Consider the following 23,222-nt stretch of genomic DNA (forward strand, 5'->3'; position numbering starts at 1 on the left):
TTTTCGGACATCACGACATGAAAGAACTCAAGGGCCTTAGCGCACTGATCATCGAGCCGCATCCGGGCATGCGCGCCAGCCTGCACAATATGCTCAACCTGTGCGGCCTGGCGAAGATCGACGACGCGGCCAGCTCGGGCCAGGCGATCCGCATGCTGGGCAGCAAATCGTATGATCTGATCCTGTGCGAATACGACCTCGGCGGCGGGCAGGATGGCCAGCAGATGCTGGAAGACTTGCGCCACCATAAATTGATGCACGCGTCGACCATGTTCTTCATGGTCACGGGCGAAGGCAGCTTCGCCAAGGTGGTCAGCGCCGTCGAGCTGTTGCCCACCGATTACATCCTCAAGCCATTTACCGCTGACAACATGCTCGAGCGCATAGCCCGCGCGCTCGACAAGCGCAATGCCTTCGTGCCCGTGTACGAACTGATCGACGTGGGCAATGAGCGCGCGGCGATCGCCGCCTGCACCGAAGGCGCCAGCCTGTACCCCCGTTACGCCACGGATTTCCTGCGCCTGCGCGCGGAGCTGCATTTGCTGCTGGGCGAGGCGGCCGATGCCGGTCCGATCTACACAGCCTTATACGAAAGCAAGTCCATCGGCTGGGCGCGCCTGGGGCAGGCCAAGACGCAGTTCCTGCTGGGCGAGTACGAAGCGGCGCAGGGCACCCTGGAAGGGCTGCTGGAAAACAACAAGCGTTTTCTCGACGCCTATGACTGGCTGGCGCGCACGCATATGGCGCAAGGCAAGCCGGAACTGGCGCAGGCGGCCTTGAGCGAAGCGGTGGCCCTGTCGCCGCATGCCGTGCGCCGCTTGCGCCGCCTGGGCGAGGCGGCCCTGGCGGCCGACGATATCGACATGGCGGAAAAATCCCTGAAACTGGTGGTCAGCAAGGCCAAATATTCGGAATTCCGCGATCCGGAAGACCATGTGCGCCTGGTGCAGACCCTGGTGCGCAAAGGAGATCCCTTGCAGGCGGGCGCCGTGATCCGCGACCTCGACAAATCGATGGGCGGGCAAAAGAATGCGGAACTGTGCAGCGCCCTGTGCAGCGCCATGCTGCATGCGCATACGGGCAACGAGGAGCGCCTGCAGCAATCGCTCGACGCGGCCCTGGCCGCCAACCGTCACAGCGTGGGCAGCTCGAATACGCTGAAAACGGAGCTGGCGCGCCACTGCCTGGCGCACGGGCGCGAAGACGGCGCGGCCGAGGTGATGCGCGAAGTCATGCGCAATGCGCCCGACAGCGCGGCCATGACGCGCGCCATGGCCGTGTTCGAACAGGCGGGGCGCGAGGAACTGGCCAAGGCATTGGCGCGGCAAAGCCGCCAGGAAGTGGCCGACATGGTGGCGGCCGGGGCAGCCCGGGCGGGCGAGGGCGATTTCCGCGGCGCCGTCGATCTGATGGGCGAGGCCGTCACGCGCCTGCCCGACAATCCGCAGGTGGTCTTCAATGCGGCCGTGGCCGTGCTGAAATGCCTGGAGCACGAGGGCTGGGATGAGCGCATGGGGCAGCAGGCGCTGACTTTTATCGCCGGCGTGCGCCGCCTGGACCCGCGCAATCCCAAATTGCCCGTGCTGTCGGGCCTGCATCAGCAGTTGTTGCGTAAATACAAGCCCTTGGGCAATGCCTGGATGCATCCGCCTGACGCAAGGTAAGCGGGGAAATGCGGGGCAAATGACGAAAAAATGCGGCTTGCCGGCAGGGGCGATAAAAAAAATACGAAAAAAGCTGACTTTTTCGCGCCAACCCTTGCACTTTCTCAAATCGGGAGCTTATAATCACGCCCCGAAGCAGCCAACTTCTTCTTTATACGCAAATGCAGCAGTCAGGCATCAGTAAATAAGGTTGACAGTTGTGAGTAGATGCTTCATACTCTGCGGTTCCCGCGGAGGGGTGGCCGAGTGGTTAAAGGCGACAGACTGTAAATCTGTTCTCTATGAGTACGCTGGTTCGAATCCAGCCCCCTCCACCAAGTTTTTGCAAGGAAAACTGGGTAGTAGCAAAAAGCAAGTGAAGATAAAGTGAACGATACCTCGCGGGTGTAGCTCAATGGTAGAGCAGAAGCCTTCCAAGCTTACGACGAGGGTTCGATTCCCTTCACCCGCTCCAGTTTCCGTTCAGATGCTTGATGCATCGCATGCAACAAATTACAGCCCTTGTAGCTCAGTGGTAGAGCACTCCCTTGGTAAGGGAGAGGCCACGTGTTCGATCCACGTCAAGGGCACCAGAATTCGCAGCAGGCAGCACAGAAGCAATTCAAACCAGACCGTCGGGCGTGTGCCTGAGCAATCTAATCAAATCATTAGGAGTTCAAAATGGCAAAAGGTAAATTCGAACGGACCAAGCCGCACGTCAACGTCGGCACCATCGGCCACGTCGACCACGGTAAAACCACGCTGACCGCTGCAATCGCAACGGTTCTGTCGAAGAAATTCGGCGGCGAAGCTAAAGCATACGACCAGATCGATGCAGCACCAGAAGAAAAAGCGCGCGGTATCACGATTAACACCGCCCACGTCGAGTACGAAACGGAAACGCGTCACTACGCGCACGTTGACTGCCCAGGCCACGCCGATTACATCAAAAACATGATTACCGGTGCAGCCCAGATGGACGGCGCGATCCTGGTGTGCTCCGCAGCTGACGGCCCAATGCCACAGACCCGCGAACACATCCTGCTGGCCCGCCAAGTTGGCGTTCCATACATCATCGTGTTCCTGAACAAGTGCGACCTGGTCGACGACGCAGAGCTGCTGGAACTGGTTGAAATGGAAGTGCGCGAGCTGTTGTCGAAGTACGAATTCCCAGGCGACGACCTGCCAATCATCAAAGGTTCGGCACGTATGGCGCTGGAAGGCAAAGAAGGCGAAATGGGCGTTGACGCAGTGCTGCGTCTGGCCGATGCGCTGGATGCTTACATCCCAACGCCAGAGCGCGCTGTTGACGGTGCGTTCCTGATGCCAGTGGAAGACGTGTTCTCGATCTCGGGTCGCGGTACCGTTGTGACCGGTCGTATCGAGCGCGGCATTGTTAAAGTCGGCGAAGAGATCGAAATCGTCGGTATCACCGATACCGTCAAAACGACTTGCACCGGCGTGGAAATGTTCCGCAAGCTGCTGGACCAAGGTCAAGCTGGCGACAACGTTGGTCTGCTGCTGCGCGGCACCAAGCGTGAAGACGTGCAACGTGGTCAAGTGCTGGCCAAGCCAGGCTCGATCAAGCCGCATGCGCACTTCACCGGCGAGATCTATGTTCTGTCGAAAGACGAAGGCGGCCGTCATACGCCATTCTTCAACAACTATCGTCCACAGTTCTACTTCCGCACGACGGACGTAACCGGTTCGATCGAGTTGCCAGCAGACAAAGAAATGGTCATGCCAGGCGATAACGTGTCGATCACCGTCAAGCTGATCAACCCGATCGCGATGGAAGAAGGTCTGCGCTTCGCTATCCGTGAAGGCGGCCGTACCGTCGGCGCCGGCGTGGTTGCAAAAATCATCGCATAAGGAAATGTTATGCTTCCACCCGGGGCGTCCTGGGTGGTAGAATAGCACTCCTCGAAAGTTTTACGTAGGGACGTAGCTCAATTGGCAGAGCGTCGGTCTCCAAAACCGAAGGTTGGGGGTTCGATGCCCTCCGTCCCTGCCACCGTCAAGGTGCAGGGCACCGAAAGTAGAAAAATGTCAAATCAATCCGTGCAAACCGTTAGCACGTCGAGTGACAAGATAAAAGTCGCGCTGGCAATAGTAGCTGCGATTGCAGGAGTAGTCGGGTTTTATTACCTGGCAGGCCAACCAGCTCTGGTGCGTGCAAGCGCGCTTGTGGCTGGTTTGGTTATTGCTGTTGCGCTCTTGTATGTCTCGACGACCGGCCGTGAATTTCTCAATTTCGCCAAAGAAGCTGTGCGCGAAACCAAGAAAGTCGTTTGGCCTACCCGCAAAGAAGCCACGCAGATTACCGCGATCGTGTTTGCCTTTGTGCTGGTCATGGCGATTTTCCTGTGGGGCACGGATAAATTGCTCGAGTTTTTGTTGTATGACGTAATTCTGGGTTGGAAAAAATAATGAGCGAAAATGTGCATGATGAAGCGGCGGAAGAGTCCGTTCCGGGCGACGCTCCGGCAGCGGATACTGGTGCAGCGCTGAGCGTGCCAGTGAGCAGCAAGCGCTGGTATGTCGTGCATGCTTATTCCGGCATGGAAAAAAGCGTCATGCGCGCACTGACCGAGCGCATCGAGCGCGCGGGCATGCAAGACCAGTTCGGCCAGATCCTGGTGCCGATCGAAGAAGTTGTCGAAGTCAAGAATGGCGTGAAGTCCGTCACCGAACGTCGTTTCTATCCTGGCTATGTGCTGGTTGAAATGGAAATGACGGACGAGAGTTGGCACTTGGTCAAGAACACCAGCAAGGTTACCGGTTTCATTGGTGGCAAGTCGAACAAGCCGACGCCGATCTCCGCGCGCGAAATCGACGGCATCATGAAGCAGATGCAGGAAGGCGTTGAAAAGCCCCGTCCGAAAACCTTGTACGAGGTGGGCGAGCAGGTACGCATCAAGGATGGTCCGTTCACCGATTTCAACGGCAATGTCGAAGAAGTCAATTACGAGAAATCCAAAGTGCGCGTCTCTGTCACCATCTTCGGCCGCGCTACCCCGGTAGAGCTCGAATTCGGCCAGGTCGAAAAAGTTTAAGGCGGTTCACAAAACCGTAGCGAGCGGATGTGGGTTGTGGCTGAGAAGCGGAGCTGTGCAAATGCACAGTGAGCATCGGAAGCCGCAAATCGCGCCGCGCAGTAGGTTTGAAAGCGCCACCAGGAGCGTTGCGGTAGTAACAGCAAAATCCGGTCAGAGGAGCCCCGCCAGGGTAGGATCGGCGGGGCGCTACTACTCAATCCAAGATAGGAGCCATCATGGCAAAGAAAATCATTGGTTTTATCAAGCTGCAAGTGCCAGCTGGTAAAGCAAACCCATCCCCACCAATCGGTCCAGCTCTGGGTCAACGCGGTCTGAACATCATGGAATTCTGCAAAGCGTTCAACGCGCAGACCCAAGGTATGGAACCAGGCATGCCGATCCCAGTCGTGATCACCGCGTTCGCTGACAAGTCCTTCACGTTCGTGATGAAGACGCCTCCAGCAACCTACCTGATCAAAAAAGCTGCTGCGATCACCAAAGGTTCGCCGAAGCCACATACCGACAAAGTCGGTACGCTGACCCGCGCACAAGCTGAAGAAATCGCTAAATTGAAAACCCCTGATCTGACCGCTGCCGACATGGATGCTGCTGTACGCACCATCGCTGGTTCCGCTCGTTCGATTGGTATCACGGTGGAAGGTGTTGTATAATGGCTAAGTTATCCAAACGTATCAAGGCTTTGAAAGCCAAAGTCGACCGTACCAAAGTGTACGCTTTCGACAACGCTGTCGCTCTGATCAAAGAGTGCGCAACGGCCAAGTTCAATGAATCGATCGACGTATCGGTACAACTGGGTGTTGATCCTAAGAAATCCGACCAAGTGGTGCGCGGCTCCGTCGTGCTGCCAGCTGGTACCGGCAAAACCGTACGCGTGGCAGTCTTCGCGTCGGGCGAAAAAGCGGAAGCTGCCAAAGCAGCTGGCGCCGACATCGTTGGTATGGAAGACCTGGCCGAGCAGATCAAAGCCGGCGACATGCCTTTCGACATCGTCATCGCTTCGCCAGATACCATGCGTATCGTTGGTACCCTGGGTCAGATCCTGGGCCCACGCGGCATGATGCCTAACCCGAAAGTCGGCACTGTTACTCCTGACGTCGCTACCGCCGTGAAAAACGCGAAAGCCGGTCAAGTTCAGTACCGTACCGACAAATCCGGTATCATCCACGCTACCATCGGCCGTAAATCGTTCGCTGACGCAGATCTGAAGTCGAATCTGGTCGCACTGATCGACGCACTGAACAAAGCCAAGCCAGCATCGAGCAAAGGCGTGTACCTGCGCAAAGTTTCGCTGTCGTCGACCATGGGCGCTGGCGTCCGTGTTGACCAGGCTAGCCTGGCAGCTTAAGTAACAGAATCAAGTCCTGTAGCGCCTTCGGGCGCTGCGGGCGCATCTTTGGGCTGTCTGCCTGGTGTTCACATCAGGCAGGCAGACAATCAAAGACCGTTGGGCCGACTGCGATTGCACATGCAGAAGGTTAATAGGCTTGCCGGCAACGGCAAGTGCCCAACGCAGATGGTGTACCCGAACAAGTTTTGTAGTCCTCATGCTGCGTGAATCCATCCGCTCAGTTTAGTACTTCTTGACTTCGGACGCCGTGTTCGAACCGATGCAAGGCGCTCAACCACTCGGTTGTGATCGCTGAACATCATTTAAGGAGGTTGACCGTGAGTCTCAATCTGAATGACAAAAAGGCCGTCGTCGCCGAAGTTTCCGCACAAGTAGCAAATGCGCAAACGATCGTCGTGGCCGAATATCGTGGCATCCAGGTTGGTCACTTGACGCAACTGCGTGCTAAAGCGCGTGCCCAAGGCGTGTACCTGCGTGTGTTGAAAAACACTCTGGCTCGTCGCTCCGTTGAAGGTACCGCATTCGCCAGCCTGGCAGATGCCATGACCGGCCCGTTGATCTACTCGATCTCGGCCGATGCCGTTGCAGCAGCTAAAGTCATCGCTGACTTCGCTAAAACCAACGACAAACTGGTCATCAAAGCAGGTAACTACGCAGGCAAGCCGCTGGATACAGCTGCTGTCACCGCGTTGGCGAGCATTCCTAGCCGTGAAGTCCTCATTTCGCAGTTGTTGGGCGTTATGCTGGCTCCGGTTTCGGGCTTTGCACGTGGTCTGGCTGCCCTGGCAGCGAAAAAAGGCGAAGGCGCCGAAGCTCCTGCAGAAGCAGCAGCAGAAGAAGCCCCAGCAGCCGCTTAATTGCGCGCGCTTTTTTCTCTCAGTACCAATCTGATGTAACTAACGTAATAAATTTAGGAGTTTCAAAATGGCAATTAGCAAAGACGATATCCTGGAAGCAGTTAGCGCCATGTCCGTAATGGACCTGAACGACCTGGTTAAAGCATTCGAAGAAAAATTCGGCGTGTCCGCAGCAGCAATGGCTTCGGCCGGTCCTGCAGCAGGCCCAGCAGCAGCTGCTGAAGAGCAAACCGAGTTCAACGTTGTTCTGGACACCTTCGGCGCAAACAAAGTTGGCGTCATTAAAGCAGTTCGCGAAATCACCGGCCTGGGCTTGAAAGAAGCTAAAGACCTGGTCGATGGCGCACCAAAAACTGTGAAAGAAGCAGTGTCGAAAGCTGACGCTGAAGCTGCAGTGAAGAAACTGGTTGAAGCCGGCGCAACCGCTTCGATGAAGTAATATCTGTACCGGCGGCAGTTAGCGCCCGAGTCAAAGTCTGAGGTTTCCCCTCGCAAGGGGGGAAATCCGACTTTGGCTCCTTTGTCGTCTGCATCGTATTTGTCATGTAGTTGTAGCAGCAGTTTTTATTCGATTCAAGCCGGAAAGCAGAGCCTTGAGGTTTCGTCTGTGTCACACGCAGCGGTGCAAACGAACACTTGCAAAACCTGAATTTTCTATCCTTTCTGTCACTCACGGAGTGTCCATGCACTACTCATTTACTGAGAAGAAACGCATTCGCAAATCATTCGCGAAGCGCGCCAACGTTCACCACGTTCCGTTCCTGCTGGCGACCCAGCTCGAGTCTTATCATAGCTTCTTGCAAGAGGACATAGCACCGTCCGGCCGCAAGAATGATGGCCTGCAGTCGGCTTTCACCTCGATTTTCCCTATCGTGTCGCACAATGGTTTTGCGCGACTCGAATTCTTGTCGTACGTTCTGGGCGATCCTGCCTTTGACGTCAAAGAATGTCAACAACGTGGCCTGACGTTCGCGTCGCCGCTGCGCGCGAAAGTGCGCCTGGTGATCCTGGACAAGGAATCGCCGACCAAGCCCGTCGTCAAAGAGATGAAGGAACAGGAAGTCTACATGGGCGAATTGCCGCTCATGACGACCACCGGTTCGTTCGTGATCAACGGCACGGAGCGGGTGATCGTTTCCCAGCTGCACCGTTCGCCTGGCGTGTTCTTCGAGCACGACCGCGGCAAGACTCACTCGTCCGGCAAGCTGCTGTTCTCCGCGCGTATCATTCCTTACCGCGGTTCGTGGCTGGACTTCGAGTTCGACCCGAAAGACATCCTGTTCTTCCGCGTCGACCGCCGCCGCAAGATGCCAGTGACGATTCTGCTTAAAGCCATCGGCATGTCTCACGAGCAAATCCTGGCGAACTTCTTCGTCTTCGACAATTTCAACCTGCGCTCCGAAGGCGCGGAAATGGAATTCGTCTCCGAGCGTCTGCGCGGCGAAGTGGCGCGTTTCGACATCGTCGACAAGTCGGGCAAGACCCTGGTGCTGAAAGACAAGCGTATCAACGCGAAACACGTGCGTGATATCGAAGCTGCCGGCATCAAGCACATTTCCGTACCGGAAGACTACCTGCTGGGCCGCGTATTGGCGAAGAATATCGTCGATGGCGACACCGGTGAAGTCGTCGCTTCCGCGAACGATGAGCTGACGGAAGACCTGTTGGGCCGCCTGCGCGACGCCAACATTTCCGAAATCCAGACCTTGTACACGAACGACCTGGACCAGGGCGCCTACATCTCGCAAACCCTGCGTATCGACGACACCGCCGACCAGATGGCTGCGAAAGTGGCGATCTACCGCATGATGCGTCCAGGCGAACCGCCAACGGAAGATTCCGTTGAAGCGCTGTTCAATGGCCTGTTCTACAACTCGGACCGCTACGACCTGTCGGCCGTGGGCCGCATGAAGTTCAACCGTCGCATTGGCCGCGATGAACTGACCGGCGCCATGACGCTGTCGAACGAAGACGTGCTGGCCGTGATCAAGATCTTGGTGGAACTGCGCAATGGCCGCGGCGAAGTCGACGATATCGATCACTTGGGTAACCGTCGCGTACGTTGCGTGGGCGAACTGGCCGAGAATCAATTCCGCGCCGGCCTGGTGCGTGTTGAGCGCGCCGTCAAGGAACGCCTCGGCCAAGCCGAAGCGGACAACCTGATGCCGCACGACCTGATCAACTCGAAGCCGATTTCGGCTGCGATTCGCGAGTTCTTCGGTTCGTCCCAGCTGTCGCAGTTTATGGACCAAACCAATCCTCTGTCGGAAATTACCCACAAGCGCCGCGTATCGGCTCTGGGACCCGGCGGTCTGACACGCGAACGCGCCGGCTTTGAAGTGCGCGACGTGCATCCGACCCACTACGGCCGCGTCTGCCCGATCGAGACACCGGAAGGTCCGAACATTGGTCTGATCAACTCGCTGGCTCTGTACGCCCGCCTGAATGAATACGGCTTCCTGGAAACCCCGTACCGCAAGGTCGAAGGCTCCAAGATTACCGATCAGATCGACTACCTGTCCGCCATCGAAGAAGGCCGCTACATCATCGCTCAGGCGAATGCGACCATCAACGACGCCGGCATGTTGTCCGATGAACTGGTCTCGGCCCGTGAAGCCGGCGAAACCATCCTGGTCTCCCCGGAGCGCATCCAGTACATGGACGTGGCGCCAGGCCAGATCGTTTCCGTCGCTGCCTCGCTGATTCCGTTCCTCGAACACGATGATGCAAACCGTGCATTGATGGGCGCCAACATGCAACGCCAGGCCGTGCCTTGCTTGCGTCCGGAAAAAGCGCTGGTCGGTACCGGTATCGAACGCACCGTTGCGGTCGACTCGGGCACCACCGTGCAAGCGCTGCGTGGCGGTATCGTCGATTACATCGATGCGGGCCGTGTCGTGATTCGCGTCAATGATGACGAAGCGCAAGCTGGTGAAGTGGGCGTCGACATCTACAACCTGATCAAGTACACCCGTTCGAACCAGAACACCAACATCAACCAGCGTCCTATCGTGCAAGTGGGCGACCGTGTTGCCAAGCGCGACGTGATCGCCGACGGCGCATCGACCGACCTGGGTGAATTGGCGCTGGGCCAGAACATGACCGTGGCCTTCATGCCATGGAATGGTCTGAACTTCGAAGATTCGATCCTGATCTCGGAAAACGTCGTCAAGGACGACCGCTACACCTCGATTCACATCGAAGAGTTGTCGGTGGTGGCCCGTGACACGAAACTGGGCGCGGAAGAAATTACGCGCGACATCTCGAACCTGGCTGAAAATCAGCTGGCACGTCTGGATGAGTCCGGTATCGTCTACATCGGTGCAGAAGTCCAAGCGGGCGACACCCTGGTTGGTAAAGTGACGCCAAAAGGCGAAACCCAGCTGACCCCGGAAGAGAAGCTGCTGCGCGCGATTTTCGGCGAAAAAGCCTCGGACGTGAAAGATACGTCGCTGCGCGTGCCTTCGGGCATGATCGGTACCGTGATCGACGTGCAAGTCTTCACCCGTGAAGGCATTGTGCGCGACAAGCGTGCCCAGCAAATTATCGATGACGAACTGAAACGCTTCCGTCTGGACTTGAACGACCAGATGCGTATCGTTGAAGGCGATGCCTTCCAGCGTCTGGAAAAAATGCTGATCGGCAAAGTTGTCAACGGCGGCCCGAAAAAGCTGGCCAAAGGCGCCAAGATCACCAAGGAATACCTGGCCGATCTGGACAAATACCACTGGTTCGACATCCGCCCTGCGGACGACGATGCCGCGGTAGCGCTGGAAGCGATCAAGGAGTCGATCAACGAGAAGCGTCACCAGTTCGATCTGGCCTTCGAAGAGAAGCGCAAGAAACTGACGCAAGGCGATGAGCTGCAACCAGGCGTGCAAAAAATGGTCAAGGTCTACCTGGCCGTGAAACGCCGCCTGCAGTCGGGCGACAAGATGGCAGGTCGCCACGGTAACAAGGGTGTGGTTTCCCGTATTGTTCCTGTGGAAGACATGCCATACATGGCCGACGGCACGCCAGCCGACGTTGTGCTGAACCCGCTGGGCGTTCCTTCGCGGATGAACGTTGGTCAGATTCTCGAGACGCACTTGGGCTGGGCTGCCAAGGGTCTGGGTATCCGCATCGGCGAAATGCTGAAGGCGCAAACCAAGGTCGAGCAAGTGCGCAAGTACCTGACGACGATCTACAACGACAACGGCCGTGCGGAAGACCTGAACGACTTCGACGACGAAGAGATCATGAAGCTGGCGGAAAACCTGAAAAAAGGTGTTCCATTCGCCACGCCAGTGTTCGATGGCGCCAATGAAGAAGAGATCCGCCGCATGCTGGACCTGGCGTATCCGGACGACATCGCCAAGAACCTGGGCATGACCGCTTCGAAAAACCAGGTGACCATGTATGACGGTCGCACCGGTGAAGCGTTCGAGCGCAAGGTCACTGTCGGCGTCATGCACATGCTGAAACTGCATCACTTGGTTGATGACAAGATGCATGCGCGTTCGACCGGTCCTTACTCGCTGGTGACGCAACAGCCGCTGGGTGGTAAAGCCCAGTTCGGTGGTCAGCGTTTCGGTGAGATGGAAGTCTGGGCACTGGAAGCGTATGGCGCGTCGTATGTCTTGCAAGAGATGTTGACCGTCAAGTCCGATGACGTGAATGGCCGTACCAAAGTGTACGAGAACCTCGTCAAGGGCGACCACGTGATCGACGCCGGCATGCCGGAATCGTTCAACGTGCTGGTCAAGGAAATCCGTTCGCTGGGTATCGATATCGACCTCGAACGCAACTAAACGACAGCACCCTGTCATTTGGTTTGGGAAACACAAAGCCCGGCTGGGAAACCACGCCGGGCAATGTAGTCTCAGGAATATAGAAATTTAATCACCTCTGGAGTGATACATGAAAGCACTGCTCGATCTATTCAAGCAAGTACAGACCAACGAGACCTTCGATGCAATCAAGATCGGTCTCGCTTCGCCTGAGAAAATCCGTTCGTGGTCCTACGGCGAAGTCAAGAAGCCGGAAACCATCAACTACCGTACCTTCAAGCCTGAGCGCGACGGCCTGTTCTGCGCCAAGATCTTTGGCCCGATCAAGGATTACGAATGCCTGTGCGGCAAGTACAAGCGCCTGAAACACCGCGGCGTGATCTGCGAAAAGTGCGGCGTCGAAGTCACCTTGGCCAAAGTGCGCCGCGAGCGCATGGGCCACATCGAGCTGGCCTCGCCGACCGCGCACATCTGGTTCCTGAAGTCGCTGCCGTCGCGTCTGGGCATGGTCCTGGACATGACCCTGCGGGACATCGAACGCGTGCTGTACTTTGAAGCATACGTCGTGACCGATCCAGGCATGACCCCGCTGAAGAAGTGCCAGATCATGTCGGAAGACGACTACGCCGCCAAGTACGAAGAGTACGGCGACGACTTCACCGCCTTCATGGGCGCCGAAGGTATCCGTGAACTGCTGCGCTCGATCGACATCCACCGCGATGCCGAAACCCTGCGCGTGGAACTGAAGGAATCGAAATCCGAAGCCAAGATCAAGAAATACGCGAAGCGCCTGAAAGTGCTGGAAGCGTTCCAACGTTCGGGCATCAAGCCTGACTGGATGATCATGGAAGTGCTGCCAGTGCTGCCGCCGGAATTGCGTCCGCTGGTACCGCTGGACGGTGGCCGTTTCGCGACCTCGGATCTGAACGATCTGTATCGCCGCGTCATCAACCGTAACAACCGCCTGAAACGCCTGATGGAGCTGCGCGCTCCAGAGATCATCACGCGTAACGAAAAGCGCATGCTGCAAGAAGCGGTCGATTCGCTGCTGGACAACGGCCGTCGCGGCAAAGCGATGACCGGCGCCAACAAGCGTCCGCTGAAGTCCTTGGCCGAGATGATCAAGGGCAAGGGCGGCCGTTTCCGTCAAAACTTGCTGGGCAAACGCGTCGATTACTCCGGTCGTTCGGTCATCGTCGTGGGCCCGCAATTGAAACTGCATCAGTGCGGCTTGCCGAAACTGATGGCGTTGGAACTGTTCAAGCCATTCATTTTCAATAAACTGGAACTGATGGGTCTGGCGACCACGATCAAGGCCGCTAAAAAGCTGGTCGAGATCCAGGAGCCGGTCGTGTGGGACATCCTGGAAGACGTGATCCGTGAACATCCGATCATGTTGAACCGCGCACCGACCTTGCACCGTCTGGGTATCCAGGCCTTCGAGCCAGTCCTGATTGAAGGCAAGGCCATCCAGCTGCACCCGCTCGTCTGCGCCGCATTCAACGCCGACTTTGACGGTGACCAAATGGCGGTCCACGTTCCTCTGTCGATCGAAGCGCAGATGGAAGCACGCACCCTGATGCTGGCATCGAACAACATCCTGTTCCCATCGAACGGCGAACCGTCGATCGTTCCTTCCCAGGATATCGTGCTGGGTCTGTACTACGCGACCCGCGAAGCGATCAATGCGAAGAACGAAGGGATGATGTTCCCTGACGTGTCGGAAGTGATCCGCGCCTACGACAACAAGGAAGTCGAACTGACGACCCGCGTCACCGTGCGTATTACCGAATACCCGAAAAACGCCGAAACGGGCGAATTCGAGAAAACGGTTACCCGCTACGAAACGACGATCGGCCGTGCGATCCTGTCGGAAATTCTGCCGAAAGGCCTGCCGTTCTCCGTCTTGAACCGCGCGCTGAAAAAGAAAGAAATTTCCAAGCTGATCAACACGTCGTTCCGCAAGTGCGGCCTGCGCGCCACCGTGGTGTTCGCAGACAAACTGATGCAATCGGGTTTCCGCCTGGCGACACGCGCCGGTATCTCGATCTGCGTCGACGACATGCTGGTACCGCCTCAAAAAGTCACTTTGATCGCGACGGCCGAATCGGAAGTCAAGCAGATCGAACAGCAATACGCCTCGGGTCTCGTGACCGCCGGCGAGCGTTACAACAAGGTCGTCGATATCTGGGGCAAAACCTCGGATGAAGTCGGCAAGGCCATGATGGACCAGCTCAAAGTCGAAGACGTGATCCGCCGCGACGGCACCAAGTCGACGCAAGAATCGTTCAACGCCATTTACATGATGGCCGACTCCGGCGCGCGCGGTTCCGCAGCCCAGATTCGCCAGTTGGCCGGTATGCGTGGTCTGATGGCCAAACCGGATGGCTCGATTATCGAAACGCCGATTACCGCGAACTTCCGCGAAGGTCTGAACGTTTTGCAGTACTTCATTTCGACCCACGGTGCACGTAAAGGTCTGGCCGATACGGCGCTGAAAACGGCGAACTCCGGTTACCTGACGCGTCGTCTGGTGGACGTGACGCAAGACTTGGTGGTGATCGAGGACGATTGCGGCACCATGAACGGCGCCGTCATGAAGGCACTGGTCGAAGGTGGTGAAGTCATCGAGCCGTTGCGTGACCGTATCCTCGGCCGCGTGGTGGTGCATGACGTCGTCAATCCTGAAACCCAGGAAACGCTGTACGAAGCCGGCACCCTGATGGACGAAGACATGGTCGAAGAGATCGAGCGTCTGTCCATCGATGAAGTCAAGGTCCGCACGCCACTGACTTGCGACACGCGCTTCGGCCTGTGCGCCAAGTGCTATGGCCGCGACCTGGGCCGCGGCATGCTGGTCAACGCCGGCGAAGCCGTCGGTGTGGTGGCAGCGCAGTCGATTGGTGAACCTGGTACCCAGCTGACCATGCGTACGTTCCACATTGGTGGTGCGGCATCGCGTGCGGCAGTGGCATCGTCGGTGGAAGCCAAGTCGAACGGTACCATCCGCTTCACGGCAACCATGCGTTACGTGACGAACGGCAAGGGCGCGCAAATCGTCATTTCCCGTTCCGGCGAAGTGCTGATTACCGACGACCACGGCCGTGAGCGTGAGCGTCATAAAGTACCGTACGGTGCGACCCTGATCGTCAAGGACGGCATGGTCATCAAGGCCGGTACGGCCCTGGCAACGTGGGATCCGCTGACCCGTCCGATCATTACCGAATACGCCGGTCAAGTGCGTTTCGAGAACGTCGAAGAAGGCGTCACCGTCGCCCGTCAGGTCGACGAAGTGACCGGTCTGTCCACCCTGGTGGCGATCGATGCGAAACGTCGCGGTTCGCTGACCAAGACCCTGCGTCCGCAAGTCAAGCTGATCAACGATGCGAACGAAGAAGTCAAGATCGCCGGCACCGAACACTCGGTGGCGATCGGCTTCCAGGTCGGCGCGCTGATCATGGTCAAGGACGGTCAACAGGTATCGGTGGGTGAAGTGCTGGCACGTATTCCTACCGAATCGCAAAAAACGCGCGATATTACCGGTGGTCTGCCACGCGTTGCGGAACTGTTCGAAGCGCGCTCGCCGAAAGATGCCGGTATGCTGGCGGAAGTCACGGGTACGGTTGCGTTCGGTAAAGAAACCAAGGGCAAGCAGCGTCTGGAAATCACGGACATGGACGGCAACAAGCATGAGTTCTTGATCACCAAGGACAAACAAGTGCTGGTGCATGACGGCCAAGTCGTGAACAAGGGCGAGATGATCGTGGACGGCCCGGCCGATCCGCAAGACATCCTGCGTCTGCTGGGTATCGAAGCGCTGGCACGTTACATCGTTGACGAAGTGCAGGACGTGTACCGTCTGCAAGGCGTGAAGATCAATGACAAGCACATCGAAGTGATCGTGCGTCAGATGCTGCGCCGCGTACAGATCGTCAATGCCGGCGACACCAACTACATCGTTGGCGAGCAGGTAGAGCGTTCGGAACTGCTGGACGAGAACGATCGCATGGCCGTTGAGAACAAGATTCCAGCGACCTACGAAAACGTCTTGTTGGGTATTACCAAGGCATCGCTGTCGACCGATTCGTTCATCTCGGCCGCATCGTTCCAGGAAACCACCCGCGTGCTGACCGAAGCGGCGATCATGGGCAAGCGCGATGGTCTGCGCGGCCTGAAAGAGAACGTCATCGTCGGCCGTCTGATTCCTGGCGGTACGGGCCTGGCCTTCCACCGCGCACGCAAAGAGAAAGAAGCGTGGGAAGTGGAAGAGCGTCAAGCACTGCTGCTGGCCGAGAAAGCCTCGATGGCTGGCGAAGCTGCCGAAGCGCTGCAGGATATTGAGACCCAGCAACACCACGGCGACGAAGCGTAATCTGCGCTGCTAGCTGACAAGAACGGCACCTTCGGGTGCCGTTTTTTTATGCCCGTTGCGCGGCCTTCCACGATGCACGCAAAGAGAAAGAAGCGTGGGAAGTGGAAGAGCGTCAAGCGCTGCTGCTGGCCGATAAAACCACGCTGGCCGGTGCAGCCACCGAAGATCTGCTAGAAAATCGAGACCCAGCAACACCACGGCGACGAAGCGTAATCTGCGCTGCTAGCTGACAAGAACGGCACCTTCGGGTGCCGTTTTTTTATGCCCGTTGCACAGCCTTCCACGATGCACGCAAAGAGAAAGAAGCGTGGGAAGTGGAAGAGCGTCAAGCGCTGCTGCTGGCCGATAAAACCACGCTGGCCGGTGCAGCCACCGAAGATCTGCTAGAAAATCGAGACCCAGCAACACCACGGCGACGAAGTGTAATCTGCGCTGCTAGCTGACAAGAACGGCACCTTCGGGTGCCGTTTTTTTATGCCCGTTGCACAGCCTTCCACGATGCACGCAAAGAGAAAGAAGCGTGGGAAGTGGAAGAGCGTCAAGCGCTGCTGCTGGCCGATAAAACCACGCTGGCCGGTGCCGCCACCGAAGATCTGCTAGAAAATCGAGACCCAGTAACACCACGGCGACGAAGCGTAATCTGCGTTGCTAGCTGACCGCTGCTAGCTGACAAGAACGGCACCTTCGGGTGCCGTTTTTTATGCCTGTCCGCATTGCCATGCGCGAAAAGATAGCGTGGCAGGCGGTAAATGATGGCAGCCCATTCCATTTGTCTATTCGATTGGCATGCATATCGCCACGGCAGCACATCATTTATATCGCTCACTGAGGAACACGATTTTCGGTTGTCGCTTGTTCGCACCCATTCATTTGTATTTCGCAGCCTATATAAATGGCAAGCGTAAAATGGAAGGTCAACGCACGCATTAAAAGTCATGCTCTTTATTACCGGCCAAGATGACGAACAAGATTCTTATGCAGGCATGCATTCTGATACGCTGATAGCTTAATGCGGCCGAGCTAAATTACGTCGAGCATGTTTGAATTGATGGACTAAAACCGTGTAACGCGGTTGACGCCAGACTCGTGCAGGTGCGAGGCAGGATGGTAGACGTGGCGCCGACGAATTTGAAGTGAGCGCTTACAAGAATGGCTGCTTGCCGTTGACGGCTCTTGGCTACTGCTGTTGCGTCATCCCGCTTTGCTGCCCATGGGCTCGCCCAACTGCTGGTGATGACGTATCACGGCGTTGTTGTGGCGTCACGCCCCGTTGCCTGCGCCACGCCAGTTTTCAGTTCATTCATGCTAAGATTTGGCGCATGATTGCCCAAGCCCTGTTTACTCCCGCCCAGCAAAAACTGCTGGGTTTGCTCTTTGTCCGCGTGAATGAAGGCTTTCACTTGAACGAGATCATGCGCTTGACGGGCATGGGGAGCGCGTCGGCACAGCGGGAGCTGCGCCGTCTGCATGAGTCCGGCCTGATCATATCGGAGCGGATCGGCAACGTGCGGCGCTTCTGGCCTAACAAGGAAAGTCTCGTGTATCCGGAGTTGAGCGGACTGGTGCAAAAAACCTTCGGCATCGTCGGTGTGCTCAGCATGACCCTGGCGCCCTTGCGTGCCCAGCTGCACCTGGCATTTGTGTCGGGCGCCGCGGCGAAGGGGCAGGACCTGCCCGGCAGCGCCATCGATTTGCTGCTGGTGGGCGAAGAAGCCAATTATGGCGATCTGTTGACGGGATTGGCCCCGGCCGAGCGAACCTTACGGCGTAAAATCAATCCCAACCTATATACGCTGGCGGATTATCGCCGGCGGCTGCGTGAAGGCCAGCCATTTCTGCTGCAGGTATTACAGCAGCCGAAGTTGTTTGTCATCGGCGATGAATCGCTATTGCAGGCGCTGGCATTACCGGATTCTTCATTACAAGCGAATGACATGCCATCTGTATTCTAAAGGCCGGGCCTGGCATTCAATTTCAGGTACATGAAATTGTTGGCCAGAATAATATCTGAGGCGGATTGATCGTATGATGAATAAACTACAGGCTTTCGGTTTAATTGTTTCCCAAGCGGTGCGCGGAGAATTAACGTTTCCCACGAGCGTTAATTCAGCACTGCAATTGCAATTGGCCCTGGCTGAACCGGACTGCCATATCGACCATGCGATCAAGCTGGTACTGGCCGAGCCCTTGCTGGCGGCGCGCACGGTCGCGCTGGCCAATTCGGCCGTGTACAGCCGCGGCGATGCGGCGCCCGTGACCAGCGTGCGCGCCGCCGTCATGCGCATGGGCTACCGCAATCTGTACGCGCTGGTGGCGGCCATGGTGGTGCGCCAGTTCGGCAGCAAGATCATCGACCCCGTGCTGCGCCAGAAGGCGACCCAGCTGTGGGAGCACACTGCCCACGTGGCGGCGCTGGCGCACGTGCTGGCCCGCCGCGTGACGAACGTCGATGCCGATACGGCGCTGTTCGCCGGCATCGTGCATGAGGTGGGCGGTTTTTACCTGTTGTCGCGTGCCGATGAATTTCCCGGCCTGCTCGACGACGATGCCGATCACTGGATGGAGTCCGCCGAAGAAATTATTTCCCGCGAAGTCATGAAGAAGCTGCTGATTCCGCGGGCCGTGAGCGAAGCCATCGAAGGCTTGCGCGATGGCTTGCTGTCCATTCCGCCCGACTCCCTGCTCGACACCTTGTTGTTGGCCAAGCAACTGTCGCCCGTGCCCTCGCCCTTGCAGGTGACGTACGTGGAAATGCTCACGCCCTCCGATTCCGTCATCGATTTCATTATCGACAACGAGACCCTGCAAAGCATCCTGGCCGAATCGGACGAGGAAGTACGCTCGATGAGTGCCGCGCTGCTCGTCTGAGGTCAGCGCATTGCTTGTCTGACCCGCCCACGCCGTCTGCCAGCATGCCTGCCGGGACCGGTCAGGGGCCGGGATGCAATACGACCTTGATGCATTGCTCCTGCTTCTTCTGGAAGATCTCGTAGCCGTGCGGTGCTTCGTCCAGGCTCAAGTGATGGGAAATGATGGCACCGGGATCGAGCTCGCCCCGTTGTATCCGTTCCAGCAGCGGCTGCATGTAGCGCTGCACGTGGGTTTGCCCCGTCTTGATGGTCAATGAACGGTTCATGATGGAGCCAAACGGGATCTTGTCGCTGAAGCCGCCATACGCGCCCGGCACCGAGACGACGCCGCCGTTGCGGCACGCCATCAGTGCTTCGCGCAGGGCTGTGGGGCGGTCCGATTCCAGTTTCATCGTCTGCTTGAGGCGGTCGTAGATATAGCTGACGCCGGAACCGTGCGCTTCCATGCCGACGGCATCGATGCAGGCATCGGGTCCCCGTCCTCCCGTCATTTCCCGCAGGGCGTCGGGCACGTCCACCGCATCGAAATGCAGGGTTTCGGCGCCGGACAGTTCGCGTGCCATGCGCAGGCGTTCCGGGTAATGGTCGATGGCGATGACGCGCTCGGCGCCGAGCAGGAAGGCGCTCTGGATGGCGAACTGCCCCACGGGGCCGCAACCCCACACGGCCACCACTTGGCCCGGCGTGATGGCGCAGGCTTCGGCCGCCATGTAGCCGGTCGGCAGTATGTCCGAGAGGAACAGTACCTGTTCATCCTTGAGCTCGTCCGGCACCTGGATGGGGCCGACGTCGGCAAACGGCACGCGCACGTATTCCGCCTGGCCGCCCGCGTAACCGCCCGTCAGGTGGGAATAGCCAAAGATGCCCGCCCCCGAGTGGCCCCACATCTTTTCCGCCATGTAGGCGTTGGGATTGGAGTTCTCGCACACCGAGTACAGCTGTTGTTCGCAAAAGAAGCAGCGTCCGCAGGCGATGGGAAACGGCACGACCACCCGTTCTCCTTCCTTGAGTTTGCGCACCGCGGAGCCCACCTCCACCACCTCGCCCATGAATTCATGGCCGAGGATGTCGCCTTGTTCCATGGTGGGCACGACGCCATTGTAGAGGTGCAAATCGGAACCGCAGATGGCCGTGGAACTGACCTTGATGATGGCGTCTCCGGGATTGAGGATGACGGGATCGGGTACTTGTTCGATCCGCACGTCGCGCTTGCCGTGCCAGCAATTGGCTTTCATGACACACCTCCGTTTGCTTGCGGTCGAGGGGCAGCGGCCGTGGCACCAGCCTTGTGCAGCAAGCGCGTCTTGAAGCTGCGCTTGCCCGACGGCTGGCCCTCGGTGGTGCTGACCTCGCCCGTTTCCATCCACTGCTTGAAGCGGCGCAAGGTGGTTTCGATCTGGTAGGCGGGCGCCTGGCTGAACAGGCCCGCCACGGCCGCGCCCACCTTGCCGGCCGGCGGCTGCATGTGCAGTTGCATGGTGACCACGGTGCCGCGCCCGCCGGGAGCGGGCGACAGTTCCAGCGCTCCCGTTTCGGCATGGTTCTGTGCCGCGCGCCAGCGCAAGCCCTGACCCGGACGCTCTTGCGTCAGTTCGCCTATCCACTCGCCCTCGACGCTGTGCCAGCGCGAGCGGCGCGCATCGATCACCTGCACCGACTGCAGGCCCGGCATGAAGCGGGGCAGGTTTTCCAGGTCGCGCCAGGCGCGGTAGCAATCGTCGGCGGAACGGTTGACGATGACGCTCTTTTGCAGCGCCAATCCCTCTTCGCCGGGCGCGGGTAATTCGCTCAGCTTGCGCGGCGCCAGTTGGGCGCTGGCGATGTAGTCGATGGCCGTCACGCCTGCCACCACGGCCGCCGTCGCCGCCAGGCGCGTGCGTGCATGGCGCCGGCTGGCCATGGCCACGCCCAGCAGCGACAGGTCCATGGCGTCGCCGGCGATGCGCGACCAGCGCCATGCCGGAGCGGTTTCGCCGCGCAGCAAGGCCACGCCGCACGCCATTTCGCGCAGGCCGATGGCGCGTATCCAGAAAGACGAGACGCCGCGCAAGCCGCTGGCCCGCGCCAGGCCGCGCGGCGCCACCAGCTGGGCCAGGCCCAGGCCGATGCTGAGCCAGCCAAGCGCCGTGATCATGGCAGGCTTGCCGCGTGCGGTATCGTCGGGAATGTGCCGCTGCGGCCGTCCATCGGCCTGGCCGCGTGCACTGGTGTAGTGAAGAATGGCGTCATGCCCGTGATAGGGCATCTCCGCTGATGTTTGCCATGCGGGCGGGCCAGCCGTGGCGGCGTCGTTCCTGTCTTCGCTTTGCATGCTGCCTCCCTTCTGTGTATGGGAATTAGGCAGCATTGTCTGGTACGCGTTCCGGCGGGCGTGCGCGACATACGCTGGATCTGTGCCAGATCAAATATCGGCACGAAAAAAAAACGGCAGCCCCAACTGGCGCTGCCGTTCTCGCAGGAGTGGGCTAGCTTACTTTTGCTGCGCGATCCACCGGTCGACCTTGGCTTCCAGCAGTTTCAGGGGCAGGGTGCCGTCGCCGAGCACCACTTCGTGGAACTTCGGCAGGCTGAACTTGTCGCCCAACGCCTGCTGGGCACGCTGGCGCAGTTCGACGATTTTCAGCGAACCGATCTTGTAGCCCAGCGCCTGGCCAGGCCAGGCCATGTAGCGTTCCGTTTCGCTCCTCGCCACGGCGTCGTAGCCGAGGGTGTCGCGCATGTACTTGATCGTCTGCTCGCGTGTCCAGCCCTTGGTGTGCAAGCCCGTGTCGACCACCAGGCGCACGGCGCGCAGCATCTCGTCGTTCAAATGGCCGAAGTACTGGGCAGGATCGTCGAACAGGCCCATTTCCTTGCCCAGGGTTTCCGCATACAGGGCCCAGCCTTCCGTGAAGGCATTGTTGCCGCCGAAGCGGCGGAAGTTCGGCAAGTCCATCTCTTGCACCAGCGCCAGGTGGAAATGGTGGCCAGGTTTGCCTTCGTGCAGGAACAGGGTGGTCATGCCCGTGTCGCCATACAGTTTCGGATCCGTGACGACGGACCAGAACACGCCCGGGCGCGAACCGTCGGCGGCCGGGGCCGTGTAGTGATCGGCGGCCGTATCGCGGCTCAGTTCAGGTTCCAGGCGCAAGTCCAGCGGCGCTTTCGGCACCAGGGTGAACAGGGCGGGCAATTTGCTGTCGAGCAGCACGTTCAGCTTGCGGTAGACGTCGAGCACTTCCTGCTCCGTCTTGAACGGGCGGTATTTCGCCTGTTCCGACACCCACACGGGCAAGCCGGCGGCCGGGCCGTTGTAGCCCATCTTCGGACCGACGATCGCGTATTGTTCCTGGATGCGCGCCACTTCCTTCAAGCCGATGGCGTGGATCTGCTCCGGTTTCAAATCCGTCGTGGTGCTGCTGGCCACGCGCGCCTGGTACCAGGCCGCGCCATCGGGCAGGGCGCTCCAGCCGCTGCTCGTGCGGCCGGCCGGCAGGTAATCGCGTTCCATGAAGGTGGCCAGGCGCTGCAGCGCAGGCATCAGCTTGGCCTCGATGATGACGGTGTAGGTTTGCGTCAGGCGTTCCCTGTCGGCGGCGGAAAAGCTGGCCGGCAAGTTCTTGATGGGCGTGTAATACACGCTGTCCTGCGGCGTGGCGCTGACGAGCTTCTTGAATTGCGGCAGGGTCGATTCCGTCAGCGCCTTCGGCAGCACGATGCCCATTTGCATGCCGACTTTCATGTTGGCGATGGCCTGGTCTATCCAGCCCGGCAACTGGCCGATACGGCTCAGGTAAGCATCGTATTCCTTGACCGCGGTCAGCGGTTGCGATGCCTCGCCGCCCGCATAATTGGCCAGGGTGACGGGCATGCTGTCCATCTGGTTCAAAGGCAGCAGGTATTCGGGGAAGCGCTCGAAGCTCAGCGCCGTGGCCAGTTCATAGTCGAGGATATCGTAGTTGATCTGGTCTTGGTGCGAAAGCTGCGCGCGGGCAATACCGCGCAGGGTCTTCTGATACTGGCGGTACAGGGCGAACTGCTTTGCGCGCGCGGCGGGCACGATGGCTGAACCGAGCTGGTCGTCAAAACGGTTGTCGCCGCTCTCTGTGGCATTGATCGGCTCGAAACGGGCCAACGCATCGTAGTACTGGTCGGCCAGCACTTGCAGCTGCTGCTTGGCTTTTGGCGCGCTGACGGCCGGCGCGACGGCCGCTTTGGCCGCGGGCTGGGCCGCTTGCGCCATGGGCGCGTAGGCGAGCAACAGGGAGATGGCCAGGGTGCCGAGGGTGCCGGCGGCAAAACGATGCTTCATGCGCGAAATCCTT

The 23,222-nt window shown here is 58.6% G+C and carries 15 protein-coding genes and 4 tRNA genes; 16 read left to right on the forward strand and 3 right to left on the reverse strand.

Annotated elements, in window-relative coordinates; all coding sequences use genetic code 11:
• The first annotated feature begins 17 nt into the window (after window positions 1–17).
• The 16 genes from D9M09_RS28350 (at window position 18) to D9M09_RS28425 (ending at window position 18,916) form a co-directional block, all read left to right on the forward strand.
• Window positions 18–1,664 carry a tetratricopeptide repeat-containing response regulator gene (locus tag D9M09_RS28350; protein WP_070220795.1) on the forward strand — a complete coding sequence of 549 codons (1,647 nt, stop codon included), beginning with the start codon at window positions 18–20 and terminating at the stop codon, window positions 1,662–1,664.
• A 232-nt stretch (window positions 1,665–1,896) separates the two neighbouring features.
• Window positions 1,897–1,981 (forward strand) — tRNA-Tyr (locus D9M09_RS28355).
• A 63-nt stretch (window positions 1,982–2,044) separates the two neighbouring features.
• Window positions 2,045–2,118: transfer RNA gene (locus tag D9M09_RS28360), tRNA-Gly, on the forward strand.
• Window positions 2,119–2,161: 43 nt separating this feature from the next.
• Window positions 2,162–2,236, forward strand: a tRNA-Thr gene (locus tag D9M09_RS28365).
• Between the two features lie 88 nt (window positions 2,237–2,324).
• Window positions 2,325–3,515 carry an elongation factor Tu gene (tuf, locus tag D9M09_RS28370; RefSeq protein ID WP_077398776.1) on the forward strand — a complete coding sequence of 397 codons (1,191 nt, stop codon included), beginning with the start codon at window positions 2,325–2,327 and terminating at the stop codon, window positions 3,513–3,515.
• A gap of 66 nt (window positions 3,516–3,581) precedes the next feature.
• Window positions 3,582–3,657: transfer RNA gene (locus D9M09_RS28375), tRNA-Trp, on the forward strand.
• Between the two features lie 32 nt (window positions 3,658–3,689).
• Window positions 3,690–4,073 (forward strand): preprotein translocase subunit SecE, encoded by a 384-nt coding sequence (gene secE, locus D9M09_RS28380; protein WP_010394308.1) that lies wholly within the window; start codon window positions 3,690–3,692, stop codon window positions 4,071–4,073.
• Window positions 4,073–4,699 carry a transcription termination/antitermination protein NusG gene (gene nusG / locus D9M09_RS28385; protein ID WP_070223388.1) on the forward strand — a complete coding sequence of 209 codons (627 nt, stop codon included), beginning with the start codon at window positions 4,073–4,075 and terminating at the stop codon, window positions 4,697–4,699. The genes secE and nusG overlap by 1 nt, the downstream gene beginning before the upstream one ends.
• A 218-nt stretch (window positions 4,700–4,917) precedes the next feature.
• Entirely contained in the window at window positions 4,918–5,352 is a 435-nt protein-coding gene (rplK, locus tag D9M09_RS28390) for a 50S ribosomal protein L11 (protein WP_034783246.1), read from the forward strand.
• Window positions 5,352–6,047, forward strand: coding sequence for a 50S ribosomal protein L1 (gene rplA, locus D9M09_RS28395; protein ID WP_034753134.1), 696 nt, complete (start codon window positions 5,352–5,354; stop codon window positions 6,045–6,047). Before rplK ends, rplA begins: the two co-directional genes overlap by 1 nt.
• Before the next feature lie 320 nt (window positions 6,048–6,367).
• On the forward strand, window positions 6,368–6,907 hold the full coding sequence (gene rplJ / locus D9M09_RS28400; protein WP_034753621.1) for a 50S ribosomal protein L10: 540 nt from the start codon (window positions 6,368–6,370) through the stop codon (window positions 6,905–6,907).
• A gap of 67 nt (window positions 6,908–6,974) precedes the next feature.
• Window positions 6,975–7,346, forward strand: coding sequence for a 50S ribosomal protein L7/L12 (gene rplL, locus D9M09_RS28405; protein ID WP_070223390.1), 372 nt, complete (start codon window positions 6,975–6,977; stop codon window positions 7,344–7,346).
• Between the two features lie 244 nt (window positions 7,347–7,590).
• The gene (gene rpoB / locus D9M09_RS28410) at window positions 7,591–11,697 is read left to right on the forward strand and encodes a DNA-directed RNA polymerase subunit beta (protein ID WP_070223392.1); all 4,107 of its coding nucleotides are present in this window, start codon (window positions 7,591–7,593) and stop codon (window positions 11,695–11,697) included.
• A 109-nt stretch (window positions 11,698–11,806) separates the two neighbouring features.
• Window positions 11,807–16,048: a DNA-directed RNA polymerase subunit beta' gene (gene rpoC / locus D9M09_RS28415; RefSeq protein ID WP_034753138.1), complete on the forward strand. Its 4,242-nt coding sequence runs from the start codon at window positions 11,807–11,809 to the stop codon at window positions 16,046–16,048.
• 1,319 nt (window positions 16,049–17,367) lie between these two features.
• Window positions 17,368–18,000: a transcriptional regulator gene (locus tag D9M09_RS28420; protein WP_070223394.1), complete on the forward strand. Its 633-nt coding sequence runs from the start codon at window positions 17,368–17,370 to the stop codon at window positions 17,998–18,000.
• A gap of 76 nt (window positions 18,001–18,076) precedes the next feature.
• On the forward strand, window positions 18,077–18,916 hold the full coding sequence (locus D9M09_RS28425; protein ID WP_070223450.1) for an HDOD domain-containing protein: 840 nt from the start codon (window positions 18,077–18,079) through the stop codon (window positions 18,914–18,916).
• Between the two features lie 61 nt (window positions 18,917–18,977).
• On the opposite strand, the gene D9M09_RS28430 is transcribed toward D9M09_RS28425, so the two are convergent.
• The 3 genes from D9M09_RS28430 to D9M09_RS28440 all read right to left on the reverse strand — a co-directional run bounded on the left by D9M09_RS28430 (window position 18,978) and on the right by D9M09_RS28440 (window position 23,209).
• Window positions 18,978–20,153, reverse strand: a complete 1,176-nt coding sequence (locus D9M09_RS28430; RefSeq protein ID WP_121670893.1) for a zinc-dependent alcohol dehydrogenase — start codon at window positions 20,151–20,153, stop codon at window positions 18,978–18,980.
• Window positions 20,150–21,229 (reverse strand): SRPBCC family protein, encoded by a 1,080-nt coding sequence (locus tag D9M09_RS28435; RefSeq protein ID WP_162995807.1) that lies wholly within the window; start codon window positions 21,227–21,229, stop codon window positions 20,150–20,152. Before D9M09_RS28435 ends, D9M09_RS28430 begins: the two co-directional genes overlap by 4 nt.
• Before the next feature lie 159 nt (window positions 21,230–21,388).
• Complete coding sequence (locus tag D9M09_RS28440; protein ID WP_121670895.1) at window positions 21,389–23,209, reverse strand: DUF885 domain-containing protein; 1,821 nt, start codon at window positions 23,207–23,209, stop codon at window positions 21,389–21,391.
• Window positions 23,210–23,222 lie beyond the last annotated feature (13 nt).

The organism is Janthinobacterium agaricidamnosum (assembly GCF_003667705.1).
Lineage (GTDB): Bacteria > Pseudomonadota > Gammaproteobacteria > Burkholderiales > Burkholderiaceae_D > Janthinobacterium.

What these genes read in the sequence shown, in the direction of transcription:
- nusG (WP_070223388.1), top strand. Translation starts at nt 4,073, where the DNA reads ATGAGCGAAAATGTGCATGATGAAGCGGCGGAAGAGTCCGTTCCGGGC.
- tuf (WP_077398776.1), top strand. Translation starts at nt 2,325, where the DNA reads ATGGCAAAAGGTAAATTCGAACGGACCAAGCCGCACGTCAACGTCGGC.
- rpoC (WP_034753138.1), top strand. Translation starts at nt 11,807, where the DNA reads ATGAAAGCACTGCTCGATCTATTCAAGCAAGTACAGACCAACGAGACC.
- secE (WP_010394308.1), top strand. Translation starts at nt 3,690, where the DNA reads ATGTCAAATCAATCCGTGCAAACCGTTAGCACGTCGAGTGACAAGATA.
- D9M09_RS28425 (WP_070223450.1), top strand. Translation starts at nt 18,077, where the DNA reads ATGAATAAACTACAGGCTTTCGGTTTAATTGTTTCCCAAGCGGTGCGC.
- rplA (WP_034753134.1), top strand. Translation starts at nt 5,352, where the DNA reads ATGGCTAAGTTATCCAAACGTATCAAGGCTTTGAAAGCCAAAGTCGAC.
- rplL (WP_070223390.1), top strand. Translation starts at nt 6,975, where the DNA reads ATGGCAATTAGCAAAGACGATATCCTGGAAGCAGTTAGCGCCATGTCC.
- rplK (WP_034783246.1), top strand. Translation starts at nt 4,918, where the DNA reads ATGGCAAAGAAAATCATTGGTTTTATCAAGCTGCAAGTGCCAGCTGGT.
- rpoB (WP_070223392.1), top strand. Translation starts at nt 7,591, where the DNA reads ATGCACTACTCATTTACTGAGAAGAAACGCATTCGCAAATCATTCGCG.
- D9M09_RS28430 (WP_121670893.1), bottom strand. Translation starts at nt 20,153, where the DNA reads ATGAAAGCCAATTGCTGGCACGGCAAGCGCGACGTGCGGATCGAACAA.
- D9M09_RS28435 (WP_162995807.1), bottom strand. Translation starts at nt 21,229, where the DNA reads ATGCAAAGCGAAGACAGGAACGACGCCGCCACGGCTGGCCCGCCCGCA.
- D9M09_RS28350 (WP_070220795.1), top strand. Translation starts at nt 18, where the DNA reads ATGAAAGAACTCAAGGGCCTTAGCGCACTGATCATCGAGCCGCATCCG.
- D9M09_RS28420 (WP_070223394.1), top strand. Translation starts at nt 17,368, where the DNA reads ATGATTGCCCAAGCCCTGTTTACTCCCGCCCAGCAAAAACTGCTGGGT.
- D9M09_RS28440 (WP_121670895.1), bottom strand. Translation starts at nt 23,209, where the DNA reads ATGAAGCATCGTTTTGCCGCCGGCACCCTCGGCACCCTGGCCATCTCC.